The sequence below is a fragment of the Streptococcus panodentis genome, from assembly GCF_017884005.1.
In the GTDB taxonomy this organism is placed as follows: domain Bacteria; phylum Bacillota; class Bacilli; order Lactobacillales; family Streptococcaceae; genus Streptococcus; species Streptococcus panodentis.
The window spans coordinates 16,375-40,802 of the sequence record NZ_QFAY01000015.1; the positions used below are offsets into that span (position 1 = coordinate 16,375).

The 24,428-nt window shown below is 47.2% G+C and carries 25 protein-coding genes and 1 tRNA gene (1 of these 26 running past the window's edge); 2 read left to right on the forward strand and 24 right to left on the reverse strand.

Annotated features, from left to right (window positions below; all coding sequences use genetic code 11):
* Positions 1–2: 2 nt before the first annotated feature.
* The 8 genes from coaE to DHL47_RS07785 all read right to left on the reverse strand — a co-directional run bounded on the left by coaE (position 3) and on the right by DHL47_RS07785 (position 5,553).
* Positions 3–599 (reverse strand): dephospho-CoA kinase, encoded by a 597-nt coding sequence (coaE, locus tag DHL47_RS07750; protein WP_209551469.1) that lies wholly within the window; start codon positions 597–599, stop codon positions 3–5.
* Between the two features lie 5 nt (positions 600–604).
* Positions 605–1,429: a DNA-formamidopyrimidine glycosylase gene (gene mutM, locus DHL47_RS07755; protein WP_209551470.1), complete on the reverse strand. Its 825-nt coding sequence runs from the start codon at positions 1,427–1,429 to the stop codon at positions 605–607.
* Between the two features lie 274 nt (positions 1,430–1,703).
* On the reverse strand, positions 1,704–2,483 hold the full coding sequence (locus DHL47_RS07760; protein ID WP_128837020.1) for an alpha/beta fold hydrolase: 780 nt from the start codon (positions 2,481–2,483) through the stop codon (positions 1,704–1,706).
* A 34-nt stretch (positions 2,484–2,517) separates the two neighbouring features.
* The gene (gene era, locus DHL47_RS07765; protein WP_209551471.1) at positions 2,518–3,417 is read right to left on the reverse strand and encodes a GTPase Era; all 900 of its coding nucleotides are present in this window, start codon (positions 3,415–3,417) and stop codon (positions 2,518–2,520) included.
* Positions 3,418–3,482: 65 nt separating this feature from the next.
* Positions 3,483–3,881: a diacylglycerol kinase family protein gene (locus tag DHL47_RS07770; protein WP_209551472.1), complete on the reverse strand. Its 399-nt coding sequence runs from the start codon at positions 3,879–3,881 to the stop codon at positions 3,483–3,485.
* Entirely contained in the window at positions 3,862–4,359 is a 498-nt protein-coding gene (ybeY, locus tag DHL47_RS07775; protein WP_209551473.1) for an rRNA maturation RNase YbeY, read from the reverse strand. Before ybeY ends, DHL47_RS07770 begins: the two co-directional genes overlap by 20 nt.
* A 198-nt stretch (positions 4,360–4,557) precedes the next feature.
* Positions 4,558–4,630, reverse strand: a tRNA-Thr gene (locus DHL47_RS07780).
* A gap of 176 nt (positions 4,631–4,806) precedes the next feature.
* On the reverse strand, positions 4,807–5,553 hold the full coding sequence (locus DHL47_RS07785) for a DeoR/GlpR family DNA-binding transcription regulator (RefSeq protein ID WP_128837023.1): 747 nt from the start codon (positions 5,551–5,553) through the stop codon (positions 4,807–4,809).
* Between the two features lie 85 nt (positions 5,554–5,638).
* On the opposite strand from DHL47_RS07785, the gene DHL47_RS07790 reads away from it, so the two are divergent.
* Positions 5,639–5,779, forward strand: coding sequence for a hypothetical protein (locus tag DHL47_RS07790; RefSeq protein ID WP_209551474.1), 141 nt, complete (start codon positions 5,639–5,641; stop codon positions 5,777–5,779).
* A 433-nt stretch (positions 5,780–6,212) separates the two neighbouring features.
* On the opposite strand, the gene cshA is transcribed toward DHL47_RS07790, so the two are convergent.
* Positions 6,213–7,769, reverse strand: a complete 1,557-nt coding sequence (gene cshA, locus DHL47_RS07795) for a degradosome RNA helicase CshA (protein WP_209551475.1) — start codon at positions 7,767–7,769, stop codon at positions 6,213–6,215.
* Positions 7,770–8,110: 341 nt separating this feature from the next.
* Between cshA and DHL47_RS07800 the strand changes: the two genes are divergently transcribed.
* Entirely contained in the window at positions 8,111–8,509 is a 399-nt protein-coding gene (locus DHL47_RS07800; protein WP_209551476.1) for a hypothetical protein, read from the forward strand.
* A gap of 24 nt (positions 8,510–8,533) precedes the next feature.
* On the opposite strand, the gene DHL47_RS07805 is transcribed toward DHL47_RS07800, so the two are convergent.
* From DHL47_RS07805 to DHL47_RS07875, 15 genes are all read right to left on the reverse strand, one after another.
* Positions 8,534–9,442, reverse strand: a complete 909-nt coding sequence (locus DHL47_RS07805) for a magnesium transporter CorA family protein (protein ID WP_128837024.1) — start codon at positions 9,440–9,442, stop codon at positions 8,534–8,536.
* Positions 9,443–10,008: 566 nt separating this feature from the next.
* Positions 10,009–11,553, reverse strand: a complete 1,545-nt coding sequence (locus tag DHL47_RS07810; RefSeq protein ID WP_209551477.1) for a peptide chain release factor 3 — start codon at positions 11,551–11,553, stop codon at positions 10,009–10,011.
* A gap of 222 nt (positions 11,554–11,775) precedes the next feature.
* Positions 11,776–12,471, reverse strand: coding sequence for a YwaF family protein (locus DHL47_RS07815; RefSeq protein ID WP_209551478.1), 696 nt, complete (start codon positions 12,469–12,471; stop codon positions 11,776–11,778).
* 47 nt (positions 12,472–12,518) lie between these two features.
* Positions 12,519–13,403, reverse strand: a complete 885-nt coding sequence (locus DHL47_RS07820; protein ID WP_209551479.1) for a hypothetical protein — start codon at positions 13,401–13,403, stop codon at positions 12,519–12,521.
* On the reverse strand, positions 13,400–14,767 hold the full coding sequence (locus DHL47_RS07825; RefSeq protein WP_209551480.1) for a UDP-N-acetylmuramoyl-tripeptide--D-alanyl-D-alanine ligase: 1,368 nt from the start codon (positions 14,765–14,767) through the stop codon (positions 13,400–13,402). The genes DHL47_RS07820 and DHL47_RS07825 overlap by 4 nt, the downstream gene beginning before the upstream one ends.
* Before the next feature lie 77 nt (positions 14,768–14,844).
* The gene (locus tag DHL47_RS07830; RefSeq protein ID WP_209551481.1) at positions 14,845–15,891 is read right to left on the reverse strand and encodes a D-alanine--D-alanine ligase; all 1,047 of its coding nucleotides are present in this window, start codon (positions 15,889–15,891) and stop codon (positions 14,845–14,847) included.
* Positions 15,892–16,152: 261 nt separating this feature from the next.
* Positions 16,153–16,749 (reverse strand): recombination mediator RecR, encoded by a 597-nt coding sequence (gene recR, locus DHL47_RS07835; protein WP_128837029.1) that lies wholly within the window; start codon positions 16,747–16,749, stop codon positions 16,153–16,155.
* Between the two features lie 104 nt (positions 16,750–16,853).
* Complete coding sequence (gene pbp2b / locus DHL47_RS07840; protein ID WP_209551482.1) at positions 16,854–18,920, reverse strand: penicillin-binding protein PBP2B; 2,067 nt, start codon at positions 18,918–18,920, stop codon at positions 16,854–16,856.
* 188 nt (positions 18,921–19,108) lie between these two features.
* A complete protein-coding gene (locus DHL47_RS07845) occupies positions 19,109–19,801 on the reverse strand; it encodes a phosphoglycerate mutase (RefSeq protein ID WP_209551483.1) in 693 nt (230 codons plus the stop codon).
* 128 nt (positions 19,802–19,929) lie between these two features.
* A complete protein-coding gene (locus DHL47_RS07850) occupies positions 19,930–20,673 on the reverse strand; it encodes a hypothetical protein (protein WP_209551484.1) in 744 nt (247 codons plus the stop codon).
* Positions 20,674–20,705: 32 nt separating this feature from the next.
* Positions 20,706–21,449, reverse strand: coding sequence for a hypothetical protein (locus DHL47_RS07855; protein ID WP_209551485.1), 744 nt, complete (start codon positions 21,447–21,449; stop codon positions 20,706–20,708).
* A gap of 33 nt (positions 21,450–21,482) precedes the next feature.
* Positions 21,483–22,223, reverse strand: a complete 741-nt coding sequence (locus tag DHL47_RS07860) for a hypothetical protein (RefSeq protein WP_209551486.1) — start codon at positions 22,221–22,223, stop codon at positions 21,483–21,485.
* Positions 22,224–22,488: 265 nt separating this feature from the next.
* Positions 22,489–22,938, reverse strand: coding sequence for a Fur family transcriptional regulator (locus DHL47_RS07865; RefSeq protein WP_209551505.1), 450 nt, complete (start codon positions 22,936–22,938; stop codon positions 22,489–22,491).
* A gap of 132 nt (positions 22,939–23,070) precedes the next feature.
* Positions 23,071–23,391 (reverse strand): hypothetical protein, encoded by a 321-nt coding sequence (locus DHL47_RS07870; protein ID WP_209551487.1) that lies wholly within the window; start codon positions 23,389–23,391, stop codon positions 23,071–23,073.
* Between the two features lie 213 nt (positions 23,392–23,604).
* Positions 23,605–24,428 carry the 3' end of an LPXTG-anchored SHIRT domain periscope protein gene (locus DHL47_RS07875; RefSeq protein WP_209551488.1) on the reverse strand. Its footprint extends 1,816 nt past the window's final position, so only the last 824 of its 2,640 coding nucleotides appear in the window; the start codon falls outside the window, past its right edge — the gene reads right to left on this strand; the stop codon is at positions 23,605–23,607.

Sequence of the window (24,428 nt, forward strand, 5' to 3'; positions counted from 1 at the left end):
GATCATCTTCTTTCTAATTTCTGCAAAGCATCACAGACCTGCTGACGGGTTGCCTCTAGCGAGCCGTTATTGTCAATGAGCAGATTTGCTCGTTTGCGTTTTTCTTGGAGAGAGAGCTGAGCTGCGATGCGTTTTTCCGCCTCTGATCTGCTAAGAGCGTTTCGAGCCATGAGGCGGCTGAGCTGAGTCTCCTCTGACACATCGACCAGCCAGACTTGGTCAAACCAAGCCTCATAGCCCTGCTCAAAGAGCAAAGGAATATCCATGAAAAAGAATTCCTCGCTTTGAGCCAGCTGATCTCGCTGGCGGGCCAGCTCTTCTCGGATAATGGCATTTTGCAGCTGGCTGGACTGAGCCAGCCGGTCAGGATGGCCAAAAATCAGGGCGCCCAGCTTGGGCCGGTCCAAATGACCATCCTCCTGTAAGACAGTTGGACCAAAAGCCTCTACAAGAGCCTGATAGAGGCGGCCGCCCGGCTCCTGCAATTCATGCACCGCCTGGTCAGCATCGATGACCCGATAGCCCTGCTGCCGCAGAAAGTCCGTCACCGTTGACTTGCCCGAGGCAATGCCGCCGGTAATCCCGATAATTTTTACCACAACAACTACCTCGCTTTCTGGCAGTGGGGACAGAGATGGGTGCCACGACCGGCCAGCTTGATCTTTTCAATCGGGCTGCCACACCGAGCACAAGGCTGGCCAGTCTTGCCATAGACCTGCAGAAAATCCTGCATGGTGCCGTCTTCGCCCAAAGCATTGCGGTAGGTCCGGATGGTCGATCCGCCCTTTTCAATCCCCAGCTGCAAGACAGCGATAATCTGCTCATGCAGGCTCTGCACTTCTGCTGCTGTCAGGCTATCTGCTGACTGAGCTGGATGAATCTGCGCCCGCCAGAGCGTTTCGTCCACATAGATATTGCCCAGCCCGACGACCAAGGTCTGCTCCAGCAGATAAGGCTTGATGGGCTTTTTGGACCGGCTCAGCGCCCCTGCAAAAGGCTCCAAGAGAAAATCCGCTTCCGTCGGCTCAGGACCCAGCTTTCTATCCGCAAAATAGGCTTCCAGCTGGCCCTTGCCCAGCAACTCCATAGTTCCAAACTTGCGGACATCCTCATAAACCAAGGTCCCACCGTCTGTAAAGTCAAAAAAGACATGGGCATGCTTACGCTCAGGCACCGCATCAGGATAAAAAAGATACTTGCCCTCCATCCGCAGGTGAGAAATCAAGGCCCAGTCCGTCAGATGTAAAATCAGGTACTTGCCCCGCCGGCCAACAGACTCAATGGTCTGCCCCGGCAAATCCCGCACAAAAGCATCCACTCCCGTCCCAATCATCTTGGCATAGCGCACCCTGACCCTCTCTATGGTCTTCCCTCGGACCAGCCGCTCCAAACCGCGCCGGACCGTTTCTACCTCTGGTAATTCTGGCATCAATATCTCCCCTTCCCAATTCTAAATCAAATATGTCATAAACCCTACAGCTCGCTTCCCGAAAACCTGCATGTTCATGGAAGATTTGACTGACCGTATTCTCTAGCTCACAATCCAAAGTCAGTTGATTAACTCCTTGCTCTGGGAAATCAAAGAGTTTTATACGGCAGCTTATCAAAGACTCCCCCGTTTGTGGGGGGATGCAGCCATCATGGGAGACTGTCCCACAGCCTAACAAATCAAAGCTTTTCAACATCTTTAGACTGTTTGATGATTAGTCAAAACGCTTCAATTTCTCCGGAAAGGCAGCGTTTTGAAAGAAATAGCGCAGCAGCTGAATATGTGTCTCCACATCACTAAAAAGCCAAGCATGCCCCTTGTTAGGATAAGAGGCGCATTCAGACCAAGCATTTTTCTGCGCCAGCATCTGATGAGATTCATGAATAGTCGCAGACTCCTTCCCACCTGAAACGAAAAAGGCAGGATTGTCAAAGTCTGCATGAACCTTTAGCCTATTGGCCTGTGACATGGCTCGGCGGAAGGACTTCCGTGCGGCCCTCTGCAAATCCCCGACAAAAACTTGACACTCTTCCTTGGGCACTCCGTCTTTCTGCATCATCTTTGTCATCAGCTTGGCCATAAGCTTCCTATTTTTCAACAAGGACATCAGGTACACCATAACAATAACCCTGCGATAGCCCTTAATCGGCTGATGGCTCGCTCCGTCAACGATAACCTTATCAACGAGCTCCGCATCTTTTTCTAATAATTTCAGAATCAGACTGCCGCCCAGAGAAAGCCCGACAAGATGCGGCTTGCCATGGGCCTTGCTCCTGATAATAGCAGCCAGCATGTCGGTCACTTCATCAAAGTCTGTCCATTCTATATCGCTGCTCTTACCATGACCCGGCAAATCCACAGCAATACAATGAAAATCATTTTCAAGGGCAGCCAGATGATGCCGCCACATCTGACTGCTGGAGCCTGAGGCATGCAGAAAGATGATGCTTTTCGCATTTTCCTGACCGCTTTCTTCGATAAATAACTGCGGCATCTTCTACCACCCTTTCTGATGTGTCCGGGAAAGTTCAATACTCCTTCTTATTATAGCCAAAGTCGGCCAAGTCCAGCTTCTTGTCCCGCCAGTTTTTCTTGACCTTGACCCAGGTCTCTAGGAAAACCTTGTCCCCCAGCATGAGCTCGATATCGCGCCGAGCCATGGAGCCAACTTTCTTGAGCATGGAACCGCCCTTGCCGATGATGATGCCCTTCTGGCTGTCCCGCTCCACCATGATGGTCGCTCGGATATGGATCTTGTCGGTCTCCTCGTCCCGCTTCATACTGTCAACGACCACCGCGACTGAGTGGGGGATTTCCTCCCGCGTCAGCATCAGAACCTTCTCCCGAATCATCTCTGACACCAGAAAGCGCTCTGGATGGTCGGTAATCTGGTCAGCTGGGAAATACTGGAAGCCTTCCTCCAGATTCTCACTGAGAATATCAATAAGATGGGACACATTATTGCCCTGCAGGGCCGAAATCGGCACGATTTCCTTGAAATCCATCTGCTGGCGGAAGTCATCAATCTGCGCCAAAAGCTGATCCGGATGGACTTTGTCAATCTTATTGACCACCAGAATAACCGGTACCTTGGCAGCTTTCAGGCGCTCCATAATCATGTCGTCACCCTTGCCGCGAGCTTCATCCGCCGGCACCATAAAGAGGACAGTGTCCACCTCACGCAGGGTGCTGTAGGCTGACTCCACCATGAAGTCGCCCAGAGCCGTCTTGGGCTTGTGGATGCCCGGTGTATCGATAAAGACAATCTGCTCTTTGTCTGTCGTGTAAATGCCCATGATTTTATTGCGGGTAGTCTGGGCCTTATCGCTCATAATAGCGATTTTTTGCCCCATGACATGATTGAGAAAAGTTGATTTGCCCACATTGGGACGGCCTAAAATAGCTACAAAACCTGATTTAAAAGTCATTATTTCACCTCTATATTTCCATTAAAACAGCAGAAAATCGGCGGTTGCCCCCGATTTTCAAGCTCTCAAAAAAACCAATCCCAAATCTTGGGAACAAAAATAATCAATCCTGTCACAACCGCAAAGCCGGAAATGACCAGAACAGCGCCTGCTGCCATATCCTTGGCATTCTTGGCCAGCATAGAAAAGTGGTAGTTGCTGGCCAGATCTACGACATTTTCAATGGCAGAATTGACAATTTCAAAGGCAATGACCAGAAAAATGCTCAAAAAGAGAAAGAGCCACTCGACAGCCGACACCCGAAAAACCAGACCCGCGACTATCGCAGCCAGGGCCGAAAAAGCATGGTTGCGCAGGTTGCGCTCCTCTTTAAAGGCTGTAAAAATACCGGTTAAAGCAAATTCCAGACTCGAGACGACATCCCGATTTTTCCATTTGCGTTTGTTATTTCCTTGTGAGTCCATAAGCCGTTAAAATTTCTTCCTGTAAACCAAACATTTCTGCCTCTTCTTCTGGCCTATAGTGATCATAGCCAGTGATATGCAGAAATCCATGCACCGCCAAAAAGCCCATCTCCCGCTCAAAGCTGTGGCCGTACTCTTCCGCCTGCTCGCGCGCCTTGTCCACCGAAATGAAGAGTTCACCGATATAAGCATCAAAATCCTCCAGCATCTCAGCCAGCTCAGGATTGTCCAGCAAGTCCTCCTCGTCCACGGCAATCTCCAGCTCCGGCTTGTACTCCAGACTGATGACATCCGTCGGCCGGTCGGTGTCTCGGTAGGCCAGATTGAGCTCATGGCTGCGCTCATTTGTCACAAAGGTCACAGCCATCTCCTTCTTTTCCTTGCCAGTCTTCTGAGCCGCAAATTCCAAAATTTCCTGGGTCTGCTTGAGGATCTCTTCTGAGACCTGACCCGTTTCATCTATCATTTCGATATACATAGCCAATCTTCATCCTTTTTGAAATAACCCACCCCTCCGCCTGCACAGGCAAGGCAAGGCAAAAGCAACGAACTATTATTATTTCCATTATATCATATTCTGCTTGGCTTTACCTCTCTCAGTGTCAGCTTTTGGAAAATAGCAGAGCATTTTTTGGCAAAGAAAAAAGCCTGGAAAACCCAAGCTTGTCCTATAAGATGCTAATTGCCGGGATCGAACCGGCGACCTCATCCTTACCATGGATGCGCTCTGCCTACTGAGCTAAATCAGCATTACCTATCTACTATATCATGCAAATAGTATTTTGTCAATAACTTTTGAAAAATTTAGAAAAAAACGCTACGATTCGAACGGGCGCACAGACTCTTCTGTCCGTCTAAAAAATGGTGGGACAGACCCCATGACAGCACAGTCATCATGAGAGCCTGCCCCAGCCTCTTTGCAAAATTATAAAACCTTGGTATAGGAACTGTATTTTTCCTTGACTTTCGGTGACAGATTTTCATCCGTGATAATGGCATCAATATTGTCCAGACGGTAGAAAGTGTAAAAAGAATAGCTGTCAAACTTACTGTTATCCGCAACGATGTATTTTTCAATAGCATTGTTGAGGATAATGGCATCGCCGTTCCCCTCTTCTTCATTCGTCGTGGTGACATTGTGGCCATCAATCCCATTCACTCCGATAAAGGCCTTAGACACCTTGATTTCTTTCAGGAGATTATTGGCGAACTGGCCGACAAAGGTCTGGGTCTTGACCCGATAGCGTCCGCCAATCAGGATTAGGTCAAGATTGGGCCGATCTTTGAGCTTTTCAAAAATCGGCAGAGAATTGGTCACGATGCTGATGCTTTTGCCATCCAGATAATCACTGATAAAATCAGTCGTTGTCCCAGAACCGATAAAGACTGTGTCACCGTTCAAAATGAGAGCCGCGCACTTCTTGGCAATCAGCTTCTTTTCCTCAATATTGATCATCTGCTTTTCCGAATGAGACACTTCATTGAGCGCATCCTTGACTTTCTTATGCGCTCCGCCATGGACCCGCGTCAGGAGGCCCTGCTTTTCCAAATCAATCAGGTCCCTGCGAATCGTCATATCCGTAACATCCAATAATTCTTTCAGATTTTTGACAGAGACAACACCGGTTTGATCCAGTTCCTGCAAAATCACTCTATGCCGACTTTCTTTCATGTTTTTCTCCTTTATCCCCACTAGCAAGGCGGGTAAAATCAGCTGCGCCGCTCTGACTGACAGAGAAGCCGAAACAAGCGGGAAGGTGTCAGCAACAGCTGGCAATGCCGTCGGCAAGAATCGCTTCATGCCGGCAGATTCGCTGAATGACGAAAAGGTCTGGGGGCCCCTTTCCAGCAATCCCGTTTCTAAGATTTTAGCCGTTTTCAGACTGGTTTTTCTTTGAGTATGAGCAACCCTTACTTTATTATACTACACTCTGGCCAGATAAACAAAAATTTATGAAAGCTTTTACAAACAAAAATAAAACAGTTCCCTGAATGAACTTGTTCCTATCTGAACAGGCAGGCTTCCCAGCTACTTTCAAGTAAGGCGCACAGCCAAAATCCCACCCATCCAAAGTGCCGCCTCCATAGCTCCGCTGGATCTTCTGACACTTCCTACGGAAGCTTTATCTGCCGCCTGAGGCGGTGGGACAGACTCCCACTGCTAAAAACAAACGAAAAGACTATACAAGAAAGAAGAATCATTCCTGTCCCAACAAGTCTATTGTGTATGAACCCAAAGCTGACCTTAGCGCAAAAAATCTTGTTTCTCAAGCATTCCGGCAAAAACAAAATTTGACCCTGAACTACAGAGCCAAACTGTTATGTATCTGCTTATTTATCCCCTTTATTGCGGATGACAAAGCCGGTTTTCTTTTCGCTGGAGGTATTGCGTGGTTTTTTGTGGTCCTTGCGGTAGCGTTTTTCCTTATCAAAGCGGTCATGCTTACCGCCTTTTTTGTAGCTGTCGCGTCTGCCTCCGCCCTTGCTGTCGCTGCGGCGGCTGCTGCCACGGCCCCCCTTGCCTCTGCCGCCAAATCCGCCGCCTGACGGTTTGAAAGGAAGAGGTTTCTCACGGGCAATCTCTACTTCCGGCAGAGAGTCCGGATCCTGCACGGTCAGCGTCAGGATATACATGGCCAATTCTTCCGGAGAAAACTCAGCGGCCAGCTTGCGGGCATCCTTGCCAAACTTTTCAAAATTGCTGCGGACCGTTTCATCCTCAAAGTCTCGCTCAATTTTCTTGAGGGCTACCTTTTTCTTGGCTTGGAAAGCTTCCTCTGCCGTCGCCGGCTTGAGACCCTTCATCCGCTTCTTGGTCAGATTTTCGATGATGTGCAGGTAGCCCATTTCATTCGGCGCTACAAAGGTAATGGACTGACCTGACTTACCGGCACGGCCGGTCCGGCCGATGCGGTGAACATAGCTTTCTGGATCCTGCGGAATGTCATAGTTATAGACGTGAGTGACCCCAGAAATGTCCAGACCGCGGGCAGCCACATCCGTTGCCACCAAGACATCCAGACCGCCATTTTTAAAATCACGGAGAACCCGGAGGCGCTTGCCTTGATCGAGGTCGCCATGGATGCCTTCCGCCCGGAAACCGCGAAGCTTGAGACCGCGGGTCAGCTCATCCACCCGGCGCTTGGTCCGGCCAAAGACGATAGACAGCTCTGGCTGGTCCACATCCATGAGCCGGGTCATGGTGTCAAATTTTTCATTTTCCTTGACACGGATATAATACTGATCCACCAGCTCAGTCGTCAGCTCTTTGGCTGCAATCTTGACATGGTCAGGATCCTTCATAAACTGGACTCCAATACGCTTGATAGCATCCGGCATAGTAGCCGAAAAGAGCAGGGTCTGGCGCTCTTGCGGAACGCGGGAAATAATGGACTCAATATCTTCCAAAAAGCCCATATTAAGCATTTCATCGGCCTCATCCAAAATCAAGGTTTCCACATGATTGAGCTTGAGGGCCTTGCGCTTGATCAGATCCAAAAGACGGCCCGGTGTCCCGACGACGATATGGGCACCGGACTTGAGAGCCTTGATTTGCTTTTCGATGCTGGAGCCACCATAAACCGAGCGGACCTTGACACCCTTGCTGCGGCCGAAGCGGAAGAGTTCTTCCTGACTCTGCACAGCCAGCTCCCGCGTCGGGGCAATAATCAGAGCCTGCACCGTCGGATTGTCCGTGTCAATCTTTTCCAGAGTCGGGAAGCCAAAGGCCGCAGTCTTACCGGTCCCGGTCTGAGCCTGACCAATCACGTCCTTGCCGGCCATAGCCAGCGGAATGGTCTGCTCTTGGATAGGGCTGGCCTCTACAAAGCCGGCTTTGTCAATCTCTGCCAGCAGTTCAGCTGACAAATGTAATTCATTAAATTTCAATGTTCTTCTTCTTTCTAAAGGCAGTGCGAAGCCACCTTATCAGGCATTTTTACTCTGTGCAATCAAGCTTGAACAGCATGGATTGCTCTTGAGTAGCAGCTAATTCTCAAGAGAATGATGGGTCGTTGATTAGCTGGATAGCTTGTATCCTTTTTTTATCTGCAACCCGCGTTGCTGGTTCTCATTCAGTGAAAATCAACTTAGTCACTTGCAACCTATCTAGTATACCACAAAGCCAGGCCAAAAGATAGGATTTGTGCGTAAGATTTATTTTTTGGCTGAAGTTTCTTGAAATCCTGCGACCCTTTATTTATAATGGTAATAAACATAAGGAGAAAACGATGAACAAATTTTTAAGATTTACTTTTATCTTGCTCATCCTGGCTATGCTGGGAGCGGCCTTGATTCAGCTATTCCGTCCCCAGCTTCTGGGCACGGAATCAGTTTACGGTCTGGCTCCATATTGGCAGCGGGAAATCGGCTTTTGGAATCTGGCTATCCTTCCCCTGCTCATAGCCGTCAACATCAAGTACGACTGGTTTTACCTGCGGATGACGCTTCTAGCATTGATATTGGGCGGACTGGGCTTTGGCACCAACCACCTGATTGGCTACCTAGCTAAGATCAATCAAGCCAATCTGCTGGGCTGGGTGGAAAATTATCTATTAGTCGGCCTCTGGATAATCGGCTGGGTACTGGAATATCGCACAAGACAAAAAAGTAGTGCAGAAGCTGCCTGACTGGAGGCAGCTTCTGCACCACTTTTATTTTTTATTCGCCACCCATTTGAGGACCTTGGTCAGGACTCCCCAGAGGATGAGGCTGATGACAACGATATAAATCCAGGCATTTTTGTCATCTGATAGAGGAAGAGGCACATTCATGCCGAAAAAGCCGGTGATGACTGCCAAAACTGCCAAAAGGACAGAAATAATGGTCAGAAGCGTCAAATTATCGTTCAGATTGTTGTTCAAAATGTTATTGTAGGACCCAGACAGCTGACTGAGAACCTGAGCAATCAGATCGGTCATGGAAACCAGCTGGCGGGCCTCAATCATGGCATCGTCAAACTGCTCTTTCTCTGTCTCATCAAAAGAGCGGTAAATACCGTGACTCTTGATATGCTCCAGCAGCATGCGATTCTGTTTGGCCGCAGCGACCAGATAGACCATAGAGGTCTCCAAGTCAGACAGAGCAAAGAGATGCTTCTTGGTCGTCGTCTTGCGCAGCAGGCGGTTGATGTCATCTTTGGACTTGTCCATCTTCTCAATGACCGGATAGTAGGAATTGGAAATCAGCTCCAGCCCGGCAAAGAGAAATTTATAGATTGAAACCGGCTCATGCTGCTCCGTGTAGGCCCTCAGCATATCCACCACATAGGCATTGTCCTGATTGCTGATGGTGATCAACCGTCGTTCCTGTACGATGAAAGTCATAGGAATGGTCTCATAATAATCCTTGTCCGTCGCTAAATTGAGAACATTGTAGATGAAAAGCACCGTTCCATTCTCCCGGTTGTAGTCCATGTGGGCCCGCTCATTTTTATCCAGCGCATACTCAATGGTCTCCTGATCAATCCCATAATCCTGATAAATCTGCGCATTCTTCTTGACTTCATCCGAATCAATATTGATCCAGACGGACTGGTCTTTCAATTTTCTTTCCAGAAACATGGGAGGTCCTTTCTGATATTTCTACAAGTTCGCGCTTCCTCGGCGGTTTTCTAATGTCTGTCAAACATTAGATTGGTTTAGAAACCGTATGCTGAGCCAGGCCGCCATAGCGATTGCCGTCAGCTAATCAGCAGTTTCAGATTCAGCAAATCATTCAGTCCTACAGAATCAAATCAGATAATATAGGCGTTACAACAAGGTGTTTGATTTATAAAGTTACAACACGAAGCCAATCGAATCGATAGCATTCGATTGGCGAAGTTAGTAGGGCAATTAGACATGGTCTCATCAGACATGGCCTACTATGCAGCCAAGCAAAACTTAAAATAAGGATACGATTTTAGCATCACGACACAGAGACAATCGAATTGATACTATTTATCGAACGCAGTCAGTTTCAGTTTTCCAAAAGTTACGACACGAAGACAATCAAATTTAGAGTTACGACACGGAGACAATCGAATCGATACTATTCGATTGTCGAAGTTAGTAAGGCGATTAGGCAATTCGCCATAGCGATTGCCGTCAACTGATTAGCAACTTTAGTTGCAATCAGTTAAATCGCGTTACATCTTCTCCTCCAGCTTGACATCTGGATACTTATCCGCAAACCAGCGGAGGGCGAAGTCATTTTCAAAGAGAAAGACGGGCTGGTCAAAGCGGTCCTTGGCCAGAATATTGCGGCTGGAGGACATGCGCTCATCCAGATCATCTGGGGAAATCCAGCGGACGGTCTTCTTGCCCATGGGATTCATAACCACTTCGGCGTTGTATTCATTTTCCATGCGGTGCTTGAAGACCTCAAACTGGAGCTGGCCGACCGCGCCCAGCATGTATTCGCCGGTCTGATAGTTGGTATAGAGCTGGATAGCTCCCTCCTGGACCAGCTGCTCGATGCCCTTGTGGAAGGACTTCTGCTTCATGACATTCTTTGCAGAAACTTTCATGAAAATTTCTGGCGTAAAGGTCGGCAGGGGTTCAAATTCAAACTTATGTTTACCAACAGTCAGGGTGTCGCCGACTTGGTAGGTCCCCGTATCATAAACCCCGATAATATCACCGGCCACTGCATTGGTCACATTTTCCCGGCTCTCAGCCATAAACTGGGTCACATTGGACAGCTTGGCTGATTTTCCGGTCCGAGGCAGGTTGACGCTCATACCGCGCTCAAATTCACCGGAAACAATGCGGACAAAGGCGATGCGGTCGCGGTGGCGGGGATCCATATTGGCCTGAATCTTAAAGACAAAGCCGGAGAAATCCGGGCTGAGCGGCTCGACCTCATCACCGTCTGTCTTCTTGTGGCCGTGGGGTTCCGGCGCAAACTTGAGGAAGGTTTCCAAAAAGGTCTGCACACCGAAGTTAGTCAGTGCAGAGCCAAAGAAGACCGGTGTCAGCCTGCCGTCCAGAATGGCTTCTTCGGAAAATTCATTGCCCGCTTCCTGCAGGAGCTCAATATCCTCCTTGACCTGCTCATAGAACGGATTGGAAGCAAAGAGCTGGTCTCCCTCAGCCAGCGTCGCAAAGCGTTCCTCCCCCTTATAGAGCTCCAAGCGCTCATTATAAAGGTCATAGAGACCTTCAAAGCTCTTGCCCATGCCGATGGGCCAGTTCATCGGATAGCTGGCAATCCCCAGAATCTCCTCCAGCTCCTCCAGCAAATCCAGCGGCTCGCGTCCGTCACGGTCCAGCTTGTTCATAAAGGTAAAGACAGGGATATTGCGGTGCTTAACCACCTCAAAGAGCTTCTTGGTCTGGGCCTCAATCCCCTTAGCCGAGTCAATGACCATAACGGCTGCATCCACCGCCATCAAGGTCCGATAGGTGTCTTCCGAGAAATCCTCGTGCCCCGGCGTATCCAAAATATTGACCCGCTTGCCCTCGTAGTCAAACTGCATGACAGAGGAAGTCACCGAAATCCCCCGCTGCTTCTCAATATCCATCCAGTCGGACTTGGCAAAATTGCCAGTCTTTTTGCCCTTGACCGTCCCCGCTTCACGGATCTCACCGCCAAAATAGAGCAGCTGCTCGGTGATGGTCGTCTTCCCCGCATCCGGGTGGGAAATGATGGCAAAAGTACGGCGTTTCTTAATTTCTTCTTGTAAAGTCATGGCATTCTCTTTCTTTTTTAAATATATTAACACGATTGTCTTGATTTTTTATCTCACGTTGGACTGTCATGATTCCTTTCAACCTACCTATTATAGCGGATTTAAGGCTTTTTTTCAATTAGTTGGGGAATTTGTTACGTTTTCTCAAATAGCTTTTCTCAAATAGGATTTAACATTTTTAAAAACCAGCTATCACTAGCTGGCAAGTTCTTCTATTCTCTTTCAGCGGACTTTCTGATAAGCCGGCATCAATTTCTTCTTCCACCGTCGCTTAAACAATTCGTCAAAGAGGACCAGGGCGGCGGCCAGGATGGTCGATACGACCAGGTAATTCACCAGCACACTGTCTCCCTTGATCAGCGGCGGCCGAGCCATGAGGCCGTAATTGCCACCCGTCAGATGATTGACACCGACCAAGAAAAGATCCAGGGCAAAGGTGTAGGCGATAATCATGTATTTCTTGAGCAGGGTCTTGTCATAATGGTTCATCAGGTAAACCAGGGAATTGACTAGGAGGCAGTAGTGGCCCAGCAGGAAGGAAAAGCTGGTGATATGGGGGAAATTGTAGGGGTCGAAGACCGGATAGACCAGGGCAAAGACCGCTCCGCTGGCCCCCAAGAGGGCAAAATACTGCTTGCTCCGCCATTTGTCCGGCAGGAGCAGGACGGCAAACATGGCCAGCCGGCAGTGGTAAAAGGGCAGGCTGTTGGCCACCGAAATCTGAAAACCAAAATACCAGCTGTAGAGCACCAAAAGCTGGATAGCCTGCAGGACCTTGAAAGTCTTACGGTAGGCAGCATTATGGGCATAGCGGACAGAGGTGTAGATCAAAAGCAGCATCAAAGCCATCATAATGCCATACCAGAAGGGCGGAATCGGCGGCGGTGCTGTTTTGGTCGTGCTTAAAAAATCGTTCATAAAATCTCTTTTCTCATTGCTCTAGTTGTTTTTCATTTTTAAAATTTTTATCTTTCAAAAAATTTTATAATATTTTTTCTAGTTTTAAAACACAGCTTTTGAAATAATTTATTATTATTAAGCTTGAAACTTAGAATTTGATAAAGTGCAGTAAATATAGCTATTATAACTAAACGGCTAATCCCCTTGGAAATTTGTATTAAAATAAAATCATGGGCTGTCTTTTTTGTTAAAATCCAATTTTGGGTAAAATTCCAATCTTTTACTATAAGCAAAAATAAATAAAATATTGGTATAAAAAAATTAAACAAAAACTTCTTTTTAAATATTTTTCTCTCTATTTCAAACGGAATTTTATATCCATTTCTACGTTTTTTTATAAACCTATACATATCATTTGATAGAAAAAGATTTCCTATTAAGGTGAATACAAGTGCGTAAAATGGCCAATCGTCAGTTTTCATAAACCCTAAAAAGAATAAAAAAACAAAATAAGATAAAAACACTGCTTCGTTCAAGCCAAATGCTCTGATAAAATTAATTATAATCCCAATCAAAGTTATACTAAGCACAATCAATAATAAGAAATATTTCCAATCATTAGCATTTATTGATTTATTAGCAATTAAAATTTTATTCCACTCAACACAAATATGCAGATTTGCACAGTAAGATAGTAAATTGATAAAATGATAAGTATGAATTTTATTTCTACTTAATTTAAAGTAGTTTGAAAACGTCACTCTATATAATCTATCCCCACTTTTATTGCAAATGAGTGATACCAATGTTATTAGCGGAAGCACAGCAAAAGTAAAGATTGAATATCTGGAATATAGAAAAAGTAAAACGAGAAAAAATTGTAATTCCATTAAAATAGTCAAACTATCAAATACTGACAATTTCTTCAATCTATGAACGGCTATTCTCATCCCTTCTCCAACTCCTCCACCAGCTGAGCCAGATTCATAGAATTGCTGCCTTTGAGCAGGATTTGGTCGGCAGGCTGAAGAGCGGTTTTGACTGCCTCGGTCAGCTGGTCAAACTGATCTTGGTCAGCGGTTTTGACAAAATAGCGGACCTGACCGGGCGGGAAAATTTCCTTGGCATAGTCATAGAGAGCAGCCATGTCATCCCCGTAGAGAAAGAGCTGAGTGATCACTTCAGGATTGAGGCTGGTAATGATGGAGCCGTGCATCGAGCGGGAATCCGCTCCCAGCTCCTTCATATCCGCCAGTACCGCCAGTTTGCGGCCGCCGGGATTGGCGTCAATGGTGGAAAATGTCTCCAAAATCAGCCGCATAGCCGTGGGATTGGCATTGTAAACATCCGACAGGATATCTGCACCATTGTCGGCTTTCTTCCATTCCGTCCGATTGCGGGTCAGCTCCAGCTGGGCAAAGGCCTGACGGACAGCCGCCTCGCTCACCCCTTCCTGCAGGGCTGCATAGGCTGCAATCATGGCATTGCTGGCATTGTATTTGCCCGTCACCGGCAGGAAGATCTCTTCTTCTAAGAAATTGGCCGCAAAGGTCAGACTGTCCCTGCGCTCCTCCAGCCGGGTCAGGAAAATATCCGCATCCGGACCAAAGCGGACCAGCCGCTGTGTCTGAGGCAGAAAGTCGTTGACAAGCTTATCCGCGGGCAGCAAGAGCAGCCCTCCTTCTTTCATGCCGTCTGCAATCTGCATCTTTCCCTGAGCAATTTCCCTGCGGCTGCCGAAAAATTCCAGATGGGCCTCGCCGATCAGAGTAACGATAGCGGTCTTGGGCCTGGCAATCTCAGACAGGAGATGAATGTCTCCCAAATGATCCTGTCCCATTTCCAGGACCAGCTTCTCCGTATCATCAGGCATGTGCAGGACCGTATAGGGCAGTCCAATTTCATTATTGTAATTTCCCTGAGTTTTGTAAGTCTTGTAGGTGGAAGCTAAAAGCTGAGCCAGCATATCCTTGGTCGTTGTCTTGCCGTTAGAGCCAGTCACTGCCAGCACATCCACCGGCATTTTCTCCAGTACATACTGGGCCAGACGCTGAAAGGCCGCCAGCACATCATCGACTAAAATATAAGGGCCCTGATCCAGCTCGATTGCAGACAAGGTGGCTGCGGCTCCCTTTTCAAAGGCAGCCGCGATAAAATCATGGCCGTCACGCGCCCCTTTGAGGGGCACAAAGAGGTCTCCCGCCTCAATCAGACGGCTGTCAAATTCAGGCTTGGTCAGAACCCTATCGCTAAAAGCTCTTACATCATTTTTAGCAGCCAGAACTTCTGCCGCTTCATATAAACTTATTTGCATAGTCTTCCTCTATTTTTTCGGAATTTTCCCAAAAAGAAAGAACCGAAAGTTTTTCAGTTCTTTCATTATACCATATTTTACAGCAGATGCGCTTCGCGTTTTTCAAAGGCTTCCTGAGCTAAATCAGCTAATTTTTCGATCAGGTCTGCATAAGTCAGGTCCATATTTTCCCAAAGCAGCGGATACATAGACCATTGGGTAAAGCCCGGCATGGTGTTGAGCTCATTGAGGAAGACCTCGCCCTTTTCCGTATAGAAGAAATCACAGCGGGACAGACCCAGTCCGCCCAAAGCCCGAAAGGCTGTCTCTGCATTTTTGCGCATGAGGGCCGCTACCTCATCCGGCACCTTGGCCGGAATATCCATGGTAATTTTATTATCAATATACTTGGCTTCGTAGTCATAGAAAGCCACATCCTTGACCACTTCGCCGGGCAGAGTGCTCCTCACATCGTAGTTGCCCAGGAGTCCGACCTCAATCTCCCGCGCAGTGACCCCCTGCTCCACCAAGACCCGACTGTCATATTTAAAGGCCAGCTCCAGCGCTGCCCGCAGCTCCGTCCGACTGTCAGACTTGGAAATACCGACACTGGAGCCCATATTGGATGGCTTGGTGAAGACCGGATAGGTCAGCTGGCTTTCGATTTGGGCGATTTTTTCCTCAATATCCTCCCCTTCAATGACAGCCACATAAGGTACTTGGGCAATCCCTGCCGACTCCAATATCCGCTTGGTGCTGATCTTATCCATAGCCAGACTGGATGCCAGAACAGCAGTGCCTACATAAGCCAGCTTCAGGGTTTCCAAAAATCCCTGAATCGAGCCGTCCTCGCCCATAGGGCCATGCAGGACCGGAAAGACAATCGCCCCCTCCTCATAAATGTCACTGGGCTTGATTTGCTGGGAACGCTCCACCGTCTCATTGGTCATGAGTCGGACATCCGCAGCCGGCTTTCTATCAAATGCCTGAGTCCGGATAAAGTCCCCGTCCTTGCTGATAAAATAGGTCTTGACAGCAAACTGATCATAATTGACCGCCCGCATAACACTCTCAGCCGACAGGACCGATACTTCCCGCTCCGCACTCCGGCCGCCGTACAGTAAAATCAAGGTTTTTTTACTCATTTTTCATCCTAACCTTTTTTAAAAGTTGATTTGCTGCTCAAAGAAAATCGAAAATGACAGGGGATAAGAGGAAGATCGATGGGCCATAAATACCTCCACCGCCTGATTGCAGATAAAGCAAACGAAAAGACCCTAACATCTTCTTCGATTTTCAAAGAGTCGGACTGAGGAATCCCCAGCCTTTAGACTGTTTCAGTATACCATATTCTGCCGGATAAAAAAAGATTCCCTGACCGGATTGGTCAGAAAATCTTGTCACTCTTATAACTCCGTCCGGTTTTCAATGGCCCTGAGCAAGGTCACTTCGTCCGCATACTCAATGTCAGAGCCGACTGCCAAGCCACGTGCCAAGCGGGTCACCTTAATCCCGGCAGGCTTCAGGACGCGCGAAATATACATAGAGGTCGCTTCGCCATCGGCCGTTGCATTGGTAGCCACGATGACCTCCTCCACCTCGCTGTCCATCAGCCGGGTAATCAGGCTTTTGAGATTGATGTCATCCGGTCCGATACCATTCATAGGAGAGATCAGACCATGCAGGACATGATAGAGACCATGGTATTCCTGAATGTTTTCCATAGCAGACACATCGCGGCTGTCCTCAACAATCAAAATCGTCGTCTGATCCCGCGATTCATCCTGACAGATGGCACAGGGGTCCTCATCGGTCAGATTGCCGCAGATAGAGCAGTAAGACAGCTCACGCTTTGCGGCCAGCAAGTTTTTGGCAAATTCATTGACATCATCATCACTCATGCCAATCGTGTAAAAAGCCAGACGAGTGGCTGTTTTGATGCCAATACCAGGCAGTTTGGAAAAGCTGTCAATCAGTTTGGCAATAGGAGTGGGGTAAAGCATAAAATCCTTTCTCTATTCTCAAAAAATCTCCTCAAACCAGATTGCTGTACTTGAGCACTGACTGCTGTTAGTCTTCCCCGTTTGGTGATGATTTTCATTGAGCGCTAATTCATAGGGTGTTGTTGATTATAAAGATTGATAATATCGCGGGTGATGCTGTGGCTGACTGTAGAAGATAGGTCGGTATTGTGGGGGAAAACGACCGCCACCGCAATCTGGGGATTGCTGGCAGGTGCATAGGACACCACATTGGTATTGATGGCTTCTTTCTTGCCCTTGTCCACAAAGGTCTCAGCCGTCCCCGTCTTGGCACTGATAGGCACCGACTCTCCTTGGGAAATGGTCCGTCCAGTCGTAAAGCCGCTGCTGCCGTGCACTACCTGATAGAAGCCCTGCTTAATAATGTCCATATTGTCCTCGGAAATGGAAACCTGATTCAGCTCCTTGCCGTCTATCTTTTCAACCAAGTCACCCAAACCGCCTTGGTCGCTATTGCCGTAGATACCTTCAACCAAATGCGGAGCAATCCGCTTGCCGTTATTGGCAACCGTAGCAGCATACTGGGCCAGCTGCAGGGTCGTGTAGTTGTCAAACTGGCCGAAGGAATTAGTCAGATAGTTGGCGAAGGTGAATTTTTCAGGGACATAGCCTGCGGATTCATTGGGCAGGTCAATCCCAGTCTCCGTCCCCAAGCCGTACTCCGCAAAGGTCGAGCGCAGCTTTTTCATAGACGAATCCAGCTCATCAAAATTCAGCTTCATATCGGCGGAGTAAGGCGTTCCCATCATTTTCAGCGCCACCTGCACCATATAGGTATTAGAAGAATATTCCAAGGCTTCCTGAGCTGTGATGGCGCGCGAACCATACTGGGTAAACCAGGAAGTGATGGTATCCGTACCGCCAAAGCTAATGGGCTGGTCAGTCAGGACCTGATTGCCGCTGATGGCATCATTCTCCCAGCCAGAGGTCAGAGTAGCCGCCTTGACGACAGAGCCCGGCTCAAAAACATTGGTCATGGTCCCTAGAGCATCGACAGACACATCTCCTGATTCCGTATCGTGCTTGACACCTGCCATGGCTAAGATAGCCCCTGTATTCGGATCCATCGCCACAGCATAGGCTCCTTCTGAGTAGGTCGCATTGCCGCTGGCCAATTCTGCATTGAAGGCATTTTTGAGAATATCCTCCACACCCTGCTGGAAGGTCAGGTCGATGGTCAGCTTGAGATTATCCCCCTTGCTGCCGTCGGAAATAGTTTCAACGCTCTCCATGTCGCCGTTCTTGTCCAGATGAATCTCTTTTTCAGCTCGCTTGCCCTGCAAAACTGACTCATACTGCTTTTCCAGATAAGAGGTTCCCACCCGGTCATTGAGCGAGTAGCCCTTTTTCAGGTAGGCATCCGCTTCTTCTGCAGGCAGACCGGTCTTCTCGGTGGAAATATTTCCCACGATAGAAGCCAGAGAAGTATCCAGCACCTTGCGGTCCCAGCCAGTTGACACACTAATCCCCGGCAGCTCCTTACTGCTGGATGCCAGAATAGCTACCTGCTCCGTAGACAGGGCATCCGTTTGGATTGTTCCAGTGGAAAAGTTGGAAATAGCATTCATCTGGCTGAAAAGGACGATTGCTTTTTTCTCCTCGTCCGTATAGCCCAGCTGGGCTGGATCAATGCTTTCAGCCGCTGCCTTATAAATGTCAGACTCAGACCGGCGGTTGCCATCCGCATCAAACTTTTTATCCTTGGGCAGCTTGTCAACGACTTCCTTGTAAACATTGCTGTCGGCCAGATAATAGTCCACCTCCTGCCGATCTGTGACCGTGGCATCTGAAACAGAGACATATCCGAGCAGTTTCTGAGCTGTCTCGCGGATTTCACCTGCTGTCAGCCGATTATCCCGCGTATAGGTCACGACCTGCTTGGTCGTATTTTCCACCAAGGGCGTACCCGCAGCATCGTAAATCTGCCCCCGCACCGAGCTGGTGGTAATCTTGGTCTTGCTGGCCTTGGCCAGCTTTTCTGTATAAAAGTCCTGATTGACCACCTGCATGTAGCCCAGACGCGCAATCAGGGCTAAAAACAACATCATGACAAGCCCGAACAGCAGATAGAGCCGCCGAGTGATGGAATGACTGTCAAATTTTCTCTCTTTCTTGGCCATGTTTTCTCTCATTCTAGTAAAAAGTTCTGACCTTTATTTTACCACAAATCCCAGCTGATGAAAAAACAAAGCTGACAGAACAGTTTAAAATCCTGACTAATCTATCCGGAAATCCCTTAATAACTCAGAGCAGACTGCTGCCAGACAGGCTTTCCTGACAAAGCAAAGAACCTGAGACCAAGTCCCAGATTCCTGTACCCTTATTTACCAAGGTAGTATTCTTTTACGACATTCAATTTGTCATCAAACTCAAATACCAATGGCGGGAAGTTTGGAATTTCCACATTCATAATTTCGTCATCAGACAGGTGTTTGATGTGTTTTACCAAAGCGCGGATAGAGTTACCATGCGCTCCGACAAAGACATTTTTACCATCTTTCAGGTCTGGTGCAATCTTGTCTTCCCAGAATGGCAGGGCGCGTTCCAAGGTTACTTTTAGGTTTTCTGCATCAGGGATGACAGAGTCGTCCAGATGAGCGTAACGGCGGTCCGTGTGAGCTGAATGCTCATCGTCTTTGGCCATATCTGGAGGCAAAACATCGTAAGAACGGCGCCAGATGTGAACCTGCTCATCACCGAACTGCTCTGCTGCTTCTGCCTTGTTTTTACCAGTCAGGCCGCCATAGTGACGCTCGTTCAGCCGCCAAGATTTTTCAACTGGCACCCAGAGCTGGTCAGCTGCTTCCAGAGCCAAGTTAGTAGTCTTGATAGCGCGTTTCAATACTGAAGTGTAGGCTTGGTCAAACTCAATGCCTGCTTCCTTGATCAGCTTACCAGCGTCGATCGCTTGCTGTGTTCCTTTTTCAGAAAGGTCTACATCAGCCCAACCAGTGAAAAGATTGGCCTTGTTCCACTCAGACTCACCGTGGCGAGCAAAAACTAATTTTACCATTAGATGGATTCTCCTTTTATTTTTCGGGGGAGTCCCCCTTTATCTATTCCATTTTACAAAATTTTCGCCTAAAAAGCTAGTCTAATTGACAAAATCCAGCCTTTTTATCCAGAAATCTTCTCTCAATCTCAGCAACCACCAGCCAGATAAGCCTCATTAGCTTCCTTGAGCCACTTGGTTCTGCGCCTATCTACTAACTCATGAATTGCCAACAGGCCAGCCGTCATCCAAATTGAAAGCATGTTAGTCTGGATAAAAAGTTCTACCCCCTTGGCATGCTGGGCGGGAGTCAGATAATCATGCTTGGATATATAATACTGTGCATATGGCTCGTAAATCTTAGGCATGTAAAGATTAAGCAAAAAGATGATAAGGGCAAAAAGAACAACACGCACAGGCCAAGAATAAAGGATTTTATGGAAACGCTCAAAGCCCAAAGAAAAGGTTGTAAACCGTTTAGTGCGCTCCTGACCTAGAAAAAAGAAAAACAGGACAAAATAGCCTTCAATAGCATAACTAATCATTGTCGGCCGATGCCGACTTGGAAGAAAGAAGCTAGTAAAACCATAATCTCCCGTACTTAAAAGCCAGTAACCTAGATATTCTGGAACAAAAATAGCTGGAAAGAGGACTAACCATAATGAATAACCCTCTCCAAACTTGACGCTCCACAGTTTCTGAACCTTTTTCCATATCAGGTGTAGCCGGGCCTTATCCGTATTTTTCTGAGGGAAATTCTCTTTTATCAGTCCACCGCAAGCGGGACAAATGGGATAACCCGCCTCCTCCTCAAAAAGAAGGTGGCGGCATTCCAAAAAAGGGGACTCTTCGCCGTCTGGCAAGTCATCCAGCCATTTCTTTCTCCAGAACATAAGACCTCCTAAAAATCAAACTTCTCTTCATCTCAGCAACCACCAGCCAGGTAAGCCTCGTTGGCTTCCTTGAGCCACCAAGTCCGCCGCCTGTCTATCAGTTGATGAACGACTAACAATCCTGCTACTATCCAGTTACAAAGCATATTGACAAAGATGAAGAGCTCTACACCCTTAACGTGCTGGGCGGGAGTCAATTGACTATGTTTACCTATAAATACATCTCCCTCAACCCCATAAATTTTTGGCATAATGACATTGATAAAACAAATAACAGCAACAAAAGTAACAAGGCGAACAGGCCAAGAATAAAGGATTTTATGGAAACGCTCAAAACCTAAAGAAAAAGTCGTAAACCGTTTGGTGCGCTCCTGACCGAGAAAAAACAGACAAGGAAGAATATAACCAGTCATAGCAAAAGCAAACATCCCAGGCGTACGATGACTTGGAACTACAAAAGTAGTAAAGCCATAATTTCCATTCTTCAGTATGATATTACTTAAAAAATCAGGCAAAAAAAGAGCTAAAATAAATATAAGAAACCAGGAATAGCCCTTCCCCAATTGGACACTCCATATCCGCTGTACCTTTTGATGAATCAGATAAAGATGTGAACGGTCCACACTGTTTTGAGGGAGATTTTTCTTAATTAGCTTGCCGCAGGAAGGACAGATAGGATAATCTGCCTCCTCCTCAAAAAGAAGGTGCCGGCATTCCAAAAAAGGGGACTCTTCGCCATCTGGCAACTCATCCAGCCATTTCTTTCTCCAGAACATAAGACCTCCTAAAAATCGAAACTTCTCTTCATCTCAGCAGCCACCAGCCAGATAGGCCTCGTTGGCTTCCTTGAGCCACCAAGTCCGCCGTCTGTCTATCAGCTGATGAATGACCAGCAAGCCTGCTACTATCCAGTTACAAAGCATATTAACAAAGACAAAGAGCTCTACACCCTTGACGTGCTGGGCGGGAGTCAGCTGAATTTGCTTAGCAATCAAGGATTCTCCTTCCATCTCGTAAAATTTAGGCACATAAATACTTAATAAGATGATAATAAAGATAAAGAGAGTAAGCTGAACCGGCCAAGAATAAAGGATTTTATGGAAATGTTCAATCCCCAAAGAGAAGGTGAAAAATCGCTTAACACGCTCTCTAGCTACAAAAAAGATAAATAAGGGAATGTAGCCAAAAAGTGTCACACTAAATAAGGTGGGATTGTGAGAACTAGAAGGAATAAATCTACTAAATCCATAGTTCCCCGTCCATAGAAACCATCCACCTATAAGCTGTGGCAGTAAATAAGATAGGATAAGAATGAGCAGTGTCGAAGCAATTCCAATTTTGACACTCCAGACTCGCTTCACCTTTTGACAAATCAGGAAAAGACGTGAGCGGTCCACACTGTTTTGAGGGAGATTTTTCTTAATTAGCTTGCCGCAGGAAGGACAGATAGGATAATCTGCCTCCTCCTCAAAGAGAAGATGCCGGCATTCCAAAAAAGGGGACTCTTCGCTTCCTGATATCTCATCCTCCCAATTTCTTCGCCAGAACATAAGACCTCCTAAAAATCGAAACCATAGTAACGGCAGTTATTGTATGCAATAACAAGCTTTTCAATGTTCCTTTAACTGACTCCTCATATCCTTCCAATTCAAAGCTTATTGAAAAGCCGGTTCTTAGTTTATTATAACAAAAAACTTAAAAATCCTAGCACAAAAATATCAGGTCTTGCTGAAAAAATAGACACTTAGCAAATACTGTACAATATCATCGCATGTGTCTTGCAGCAGTTTCCTGCAAAATAAAAAGCCGTTCTCCTCAGCTAAGAACTTGCTTTTTCTGGCATTGGGGGCAGAGGCCGTAGACGGTCCTCTGGCTTTTGGCAATCCGATAGCCGGTTTGCAGCTCGGCCTCATGCTTGACATCCGGAATATCAATGTCCATATCGGCGATCCGGCCGCACTTTTCACAGATGACATTGAGGTGCTGATGGCCCATGAAGTCAAAATAGGTCGTCATATCATTGGGAACCTTGATTTCTGAGACAAAACCTTCCTCCATCAGGACCTTGAGATTGTTATAAACCGTCGCCAGACTCATACTGGGATACTGGGGCAGGAGGGCCTGATAAATCATCTCTGCACTGGGATGGTCATGACTGTTGATAATAAAGGCAGTGACCGCCTTGCGCGTTTCTGTTATGCGAACCCCTTTGGTCCGCAGATGTTCCAGCACTTCCTGATAATGCTGCTTATTTTGTTCATTCATCATGCTTGCGCCAAATCCTTCACTTGTTTGTTTCTATTATAGCATGACAGGCTACACTTTACTATCAAGAATGATTGTAAATAACAATTCCGTAAAAAAATGACGGCCCAGAGCCATCATTTCTTTATGTCATTAGACTGTGAATTTTTTCAGGTTTGCTAAGTAAAGGGCACCGCCTACAATAGCAAGAATTCCTCCAAGCCAGCCCAATAATGGAATCAAGGCAACAATACCAGCAATGATTAAGAGTACAGGACCGGCAACACCGACACGCTGATCTCCTTTATAGTAGACAAGGCTAGCAATTCCTAAAGCTAAGATAGCAATTTTCAGAATTGTGAACAAAAAGCTGGAACCCAATACAGTGAAAATCAAAATTGGTCCTAGCAGCAGGAAAATACCACCAATCAGGCCAACTAATCCACTGGTAAGTACGATTGATTTTGTTTGCATCAACAGTCTCCTTTATATAATTTTTTACCAAAATAGTTTACCACACTTATTAGAAAAATACAAGGCCATTTTAAATGTTATAAAAAAATTTAAGTTTTTTTGCCTGCTTATAATGTTTTTCTTTCCCCTAAAAAAAGCCTGCTATTCCCAGCAGAAAGGGAATAACAGACTTTTGAAACAGTTTTTTGAACTTGCTCTTACTGAAGCTTGGGGTTAGCTGCGCTGATGCTTGATCAAACCAACCGCCCCTCCAAGAGTCAGGAAGCCAAGAGCCAGCAGCCAGATGGAAGCATTCTGACCAGTTCTCGGCAGAATCTGCTTCTTCCCAACCTCTCTGACCTCAGGTTTGACAGCCAGATGATTGGTCACATTCATACCATCTGCTTTGCTGCTGTAGCCTTCTACTTCGTCTTCACGGACGCTGTAGATGATTTCCTTGCCATCCTTGTAACGCGGCAGGTTTTCAAAGCTATACCTCCATCCCATGGCTTCATTGACCGTCACACTGATACCGGTATCCTGTCCATCAGCCAGCAGGTGAATGAGCACACTTTGCGGACGGCGGCCAGTGCTGTTGTCCTGATCCATCCAAGTCACGCTGCCAGTAAGTGTCCTTGAATCAGCTGCAAAAGTCCAGCTGCCAAGGAAGTGAGCATCCGCACCATTGATGGTTTCTTCGTTCTTGTCATAAGACTTGAAAGTCCAAGTGCCGTCCGCAGTCTTGACCTCTGTCTGTGACGGCGCGGTTGGCGTCGTCTTCGTACCATCGGCCAAGTCGGTCTTGTCCGCCGGAAGCAAGTCCTTGACTTCCTGGGGCAGTTCCCTGCCGGCTGTGCCGCTGACAAATGCATGGACTGCTTTGTAAGTTAGCACTGGGCTTGGAGTTGGAGTGAATTCCCAAGTGCCGACGAATTTCACATCCGCACCATTGATGGTTTCTTCGTTCTTGTCATAAGACTTGAAAGTCCAAGTGCCGTCCGCAGTCTTGACCTCTGTCTGTGACGGCGCGGTTGGCGTCGTCTTCGTGCCATCGGTCA

Excerpts from the sequence above, each read along its gene's own strand:
- DHL47_RS07850 (WP_209551484.1), bottom strand. The coding sequence starts at position 20,673 with ATGTTCTGGAGAAAGAAATGGCTGGATGACTTGCCAGACGGCGAAGAG.
- DHL47_RS07810 (WP_209551477.1), bottom strand. The coding sequence starts at position 11,553 with ATGACTTTACAAGAAGAAATTAAGAAACGCCGTACTTTTGCCATCATT.
- DHL47_RS07815 (WP_209551478.1), bottom strand. The coding sequence starts at position 12,471 with ATGAACGATTTTTTAAGCACGACCAAAACAGCACCGCCGCCGATTCCG.
- pbp2b (WP_209551482.1), bottom strand. The coding sequence starts at position 18,920 with ATGAGAGAAAACATGGCCAAGAAAGAGAGAAAATTTGACAGTCATTCC.
- DHL47_RS07770 (WP_209551472.1), bottom strand. The coding sequence starts at position 3,881 with ATGGACTCACAAGGAAATAACAAACGCAAATGGAAAAATCGGGATGTC.
- DHL47_RS07845 (WP_209551483.1), bottom strand. The coding sequence starts at position 19,801 with ATGGTAAAATTAGTTTTTGCTCGCCACGGTGAGTCTGAGTGGAACAAG.
- DHL47_RS07760 (WP_128837020.1), bottom strand. The coding sequence starts at position 2,483 with ATGCCGCAGTTATTTATCGAAGAAAGCGGTCAGGAAAATGCGAAAAGC.
- recR (WP_128837029.1), bottom strand. The coding sequence starts at position 16,749 with ATGCTTTACCCCACTCCTATTGCCAAACTGATTGACAGCTTTTCCAAA.
- DHL47_RS07800 (WP_209551476.1), top strand. The coding sequence starts at position 8,111 with ATGAACAAATTTTTAAGATTTACTTTTATCTTGCTCATCCTGGCTATG.
- DHL47_RS07870 (WP_209551487.1), bottom strand. The coding sequence starts at position 23,391 with ATGCAAACAAAATCAATCGTACTTACCAGTGGATTAGTTGGCCTGATT.
- DHL47_RS07820 (WP_209551479.1), bottom strand. The coding sequence starts at position 13,403 with ATGAGAATAGCCGTTCATAGATTGAAGAAATTGTCAGTATTTGATAGT.
- era (WP_209551471.1), bottom strand. The coding sequence starts at position 3,417 with ATGACTTTTAAATCAGGTTTTGTAGCTATTTTAGGCCGTCCCAATGTG.
- DHL47_RS07865 (WP_209551505.1), bottom strand. The coding sequence starts at position 22,938 with ATGAATGAACAAAATAAGCAGCATTATCAGGAAGTGCTGGAACATCTG.
- DHL47_RS07860 (WP_209551486.1), bottom strand. The coding sequence starts at position 22,223 with ATGTTCTGGCGAAGAAATTGGGAGGATGAGATATCAGGAAGCGAAGAG.
- DHL47_RS07830 (WP_209551481.1), bottom strand. The coding sequence starts at position 15,891 with ATGAGTAAAAAAACCTTGATTTTACTGTACGGCGGCCGGAGTGCGGAG.
- DHL47_RS07855 (WP_209551485.1), bottom strand. The coding sequence starts at position 21,449 with ATGTTCTGGAGAAAGAAATGGCTGGATGAGTTGCCAGATGGCGAAGAG.
- ybeY (WP_209551473.1), bottom strand. The coding sequence starts at position 4,359 with ATGTATATCGAAATGATAGATGAAACGGGTCAGGTCTCAGAAGAGATC.
- DHL47_RS07805 (WP_128837024.1), bottom strand. The coding sequence starts at position 9,442 with ATGTTTCTGGAAAGAAAATTGAAAGACCAGTCCGTCTGGATCAATATT.
- DHL47_RS07785 (WP_128837023.1), bottom strand. The coding sequence starts at position 5,553 with ATGAAAGAAAGTCGGCATAGAGTGATTTTGCAGGAACTGGATCAAACC.
- DHL47_RS07825 (WP_209551480.1), bottom strand. The coding sequence starts at position 14,767 with ATGCAAATAAGTTTATATGAAGCGGCAGAAGTTCTGGCTGCTAAAAAT.
- mutM (WP_209551470.1), bottom strand. The coding sequence starts at position 1,429 with ATGCCAGAATTACCAGAGGTAGAAACGGTCCGGCGCGGTTTGGAGCGG.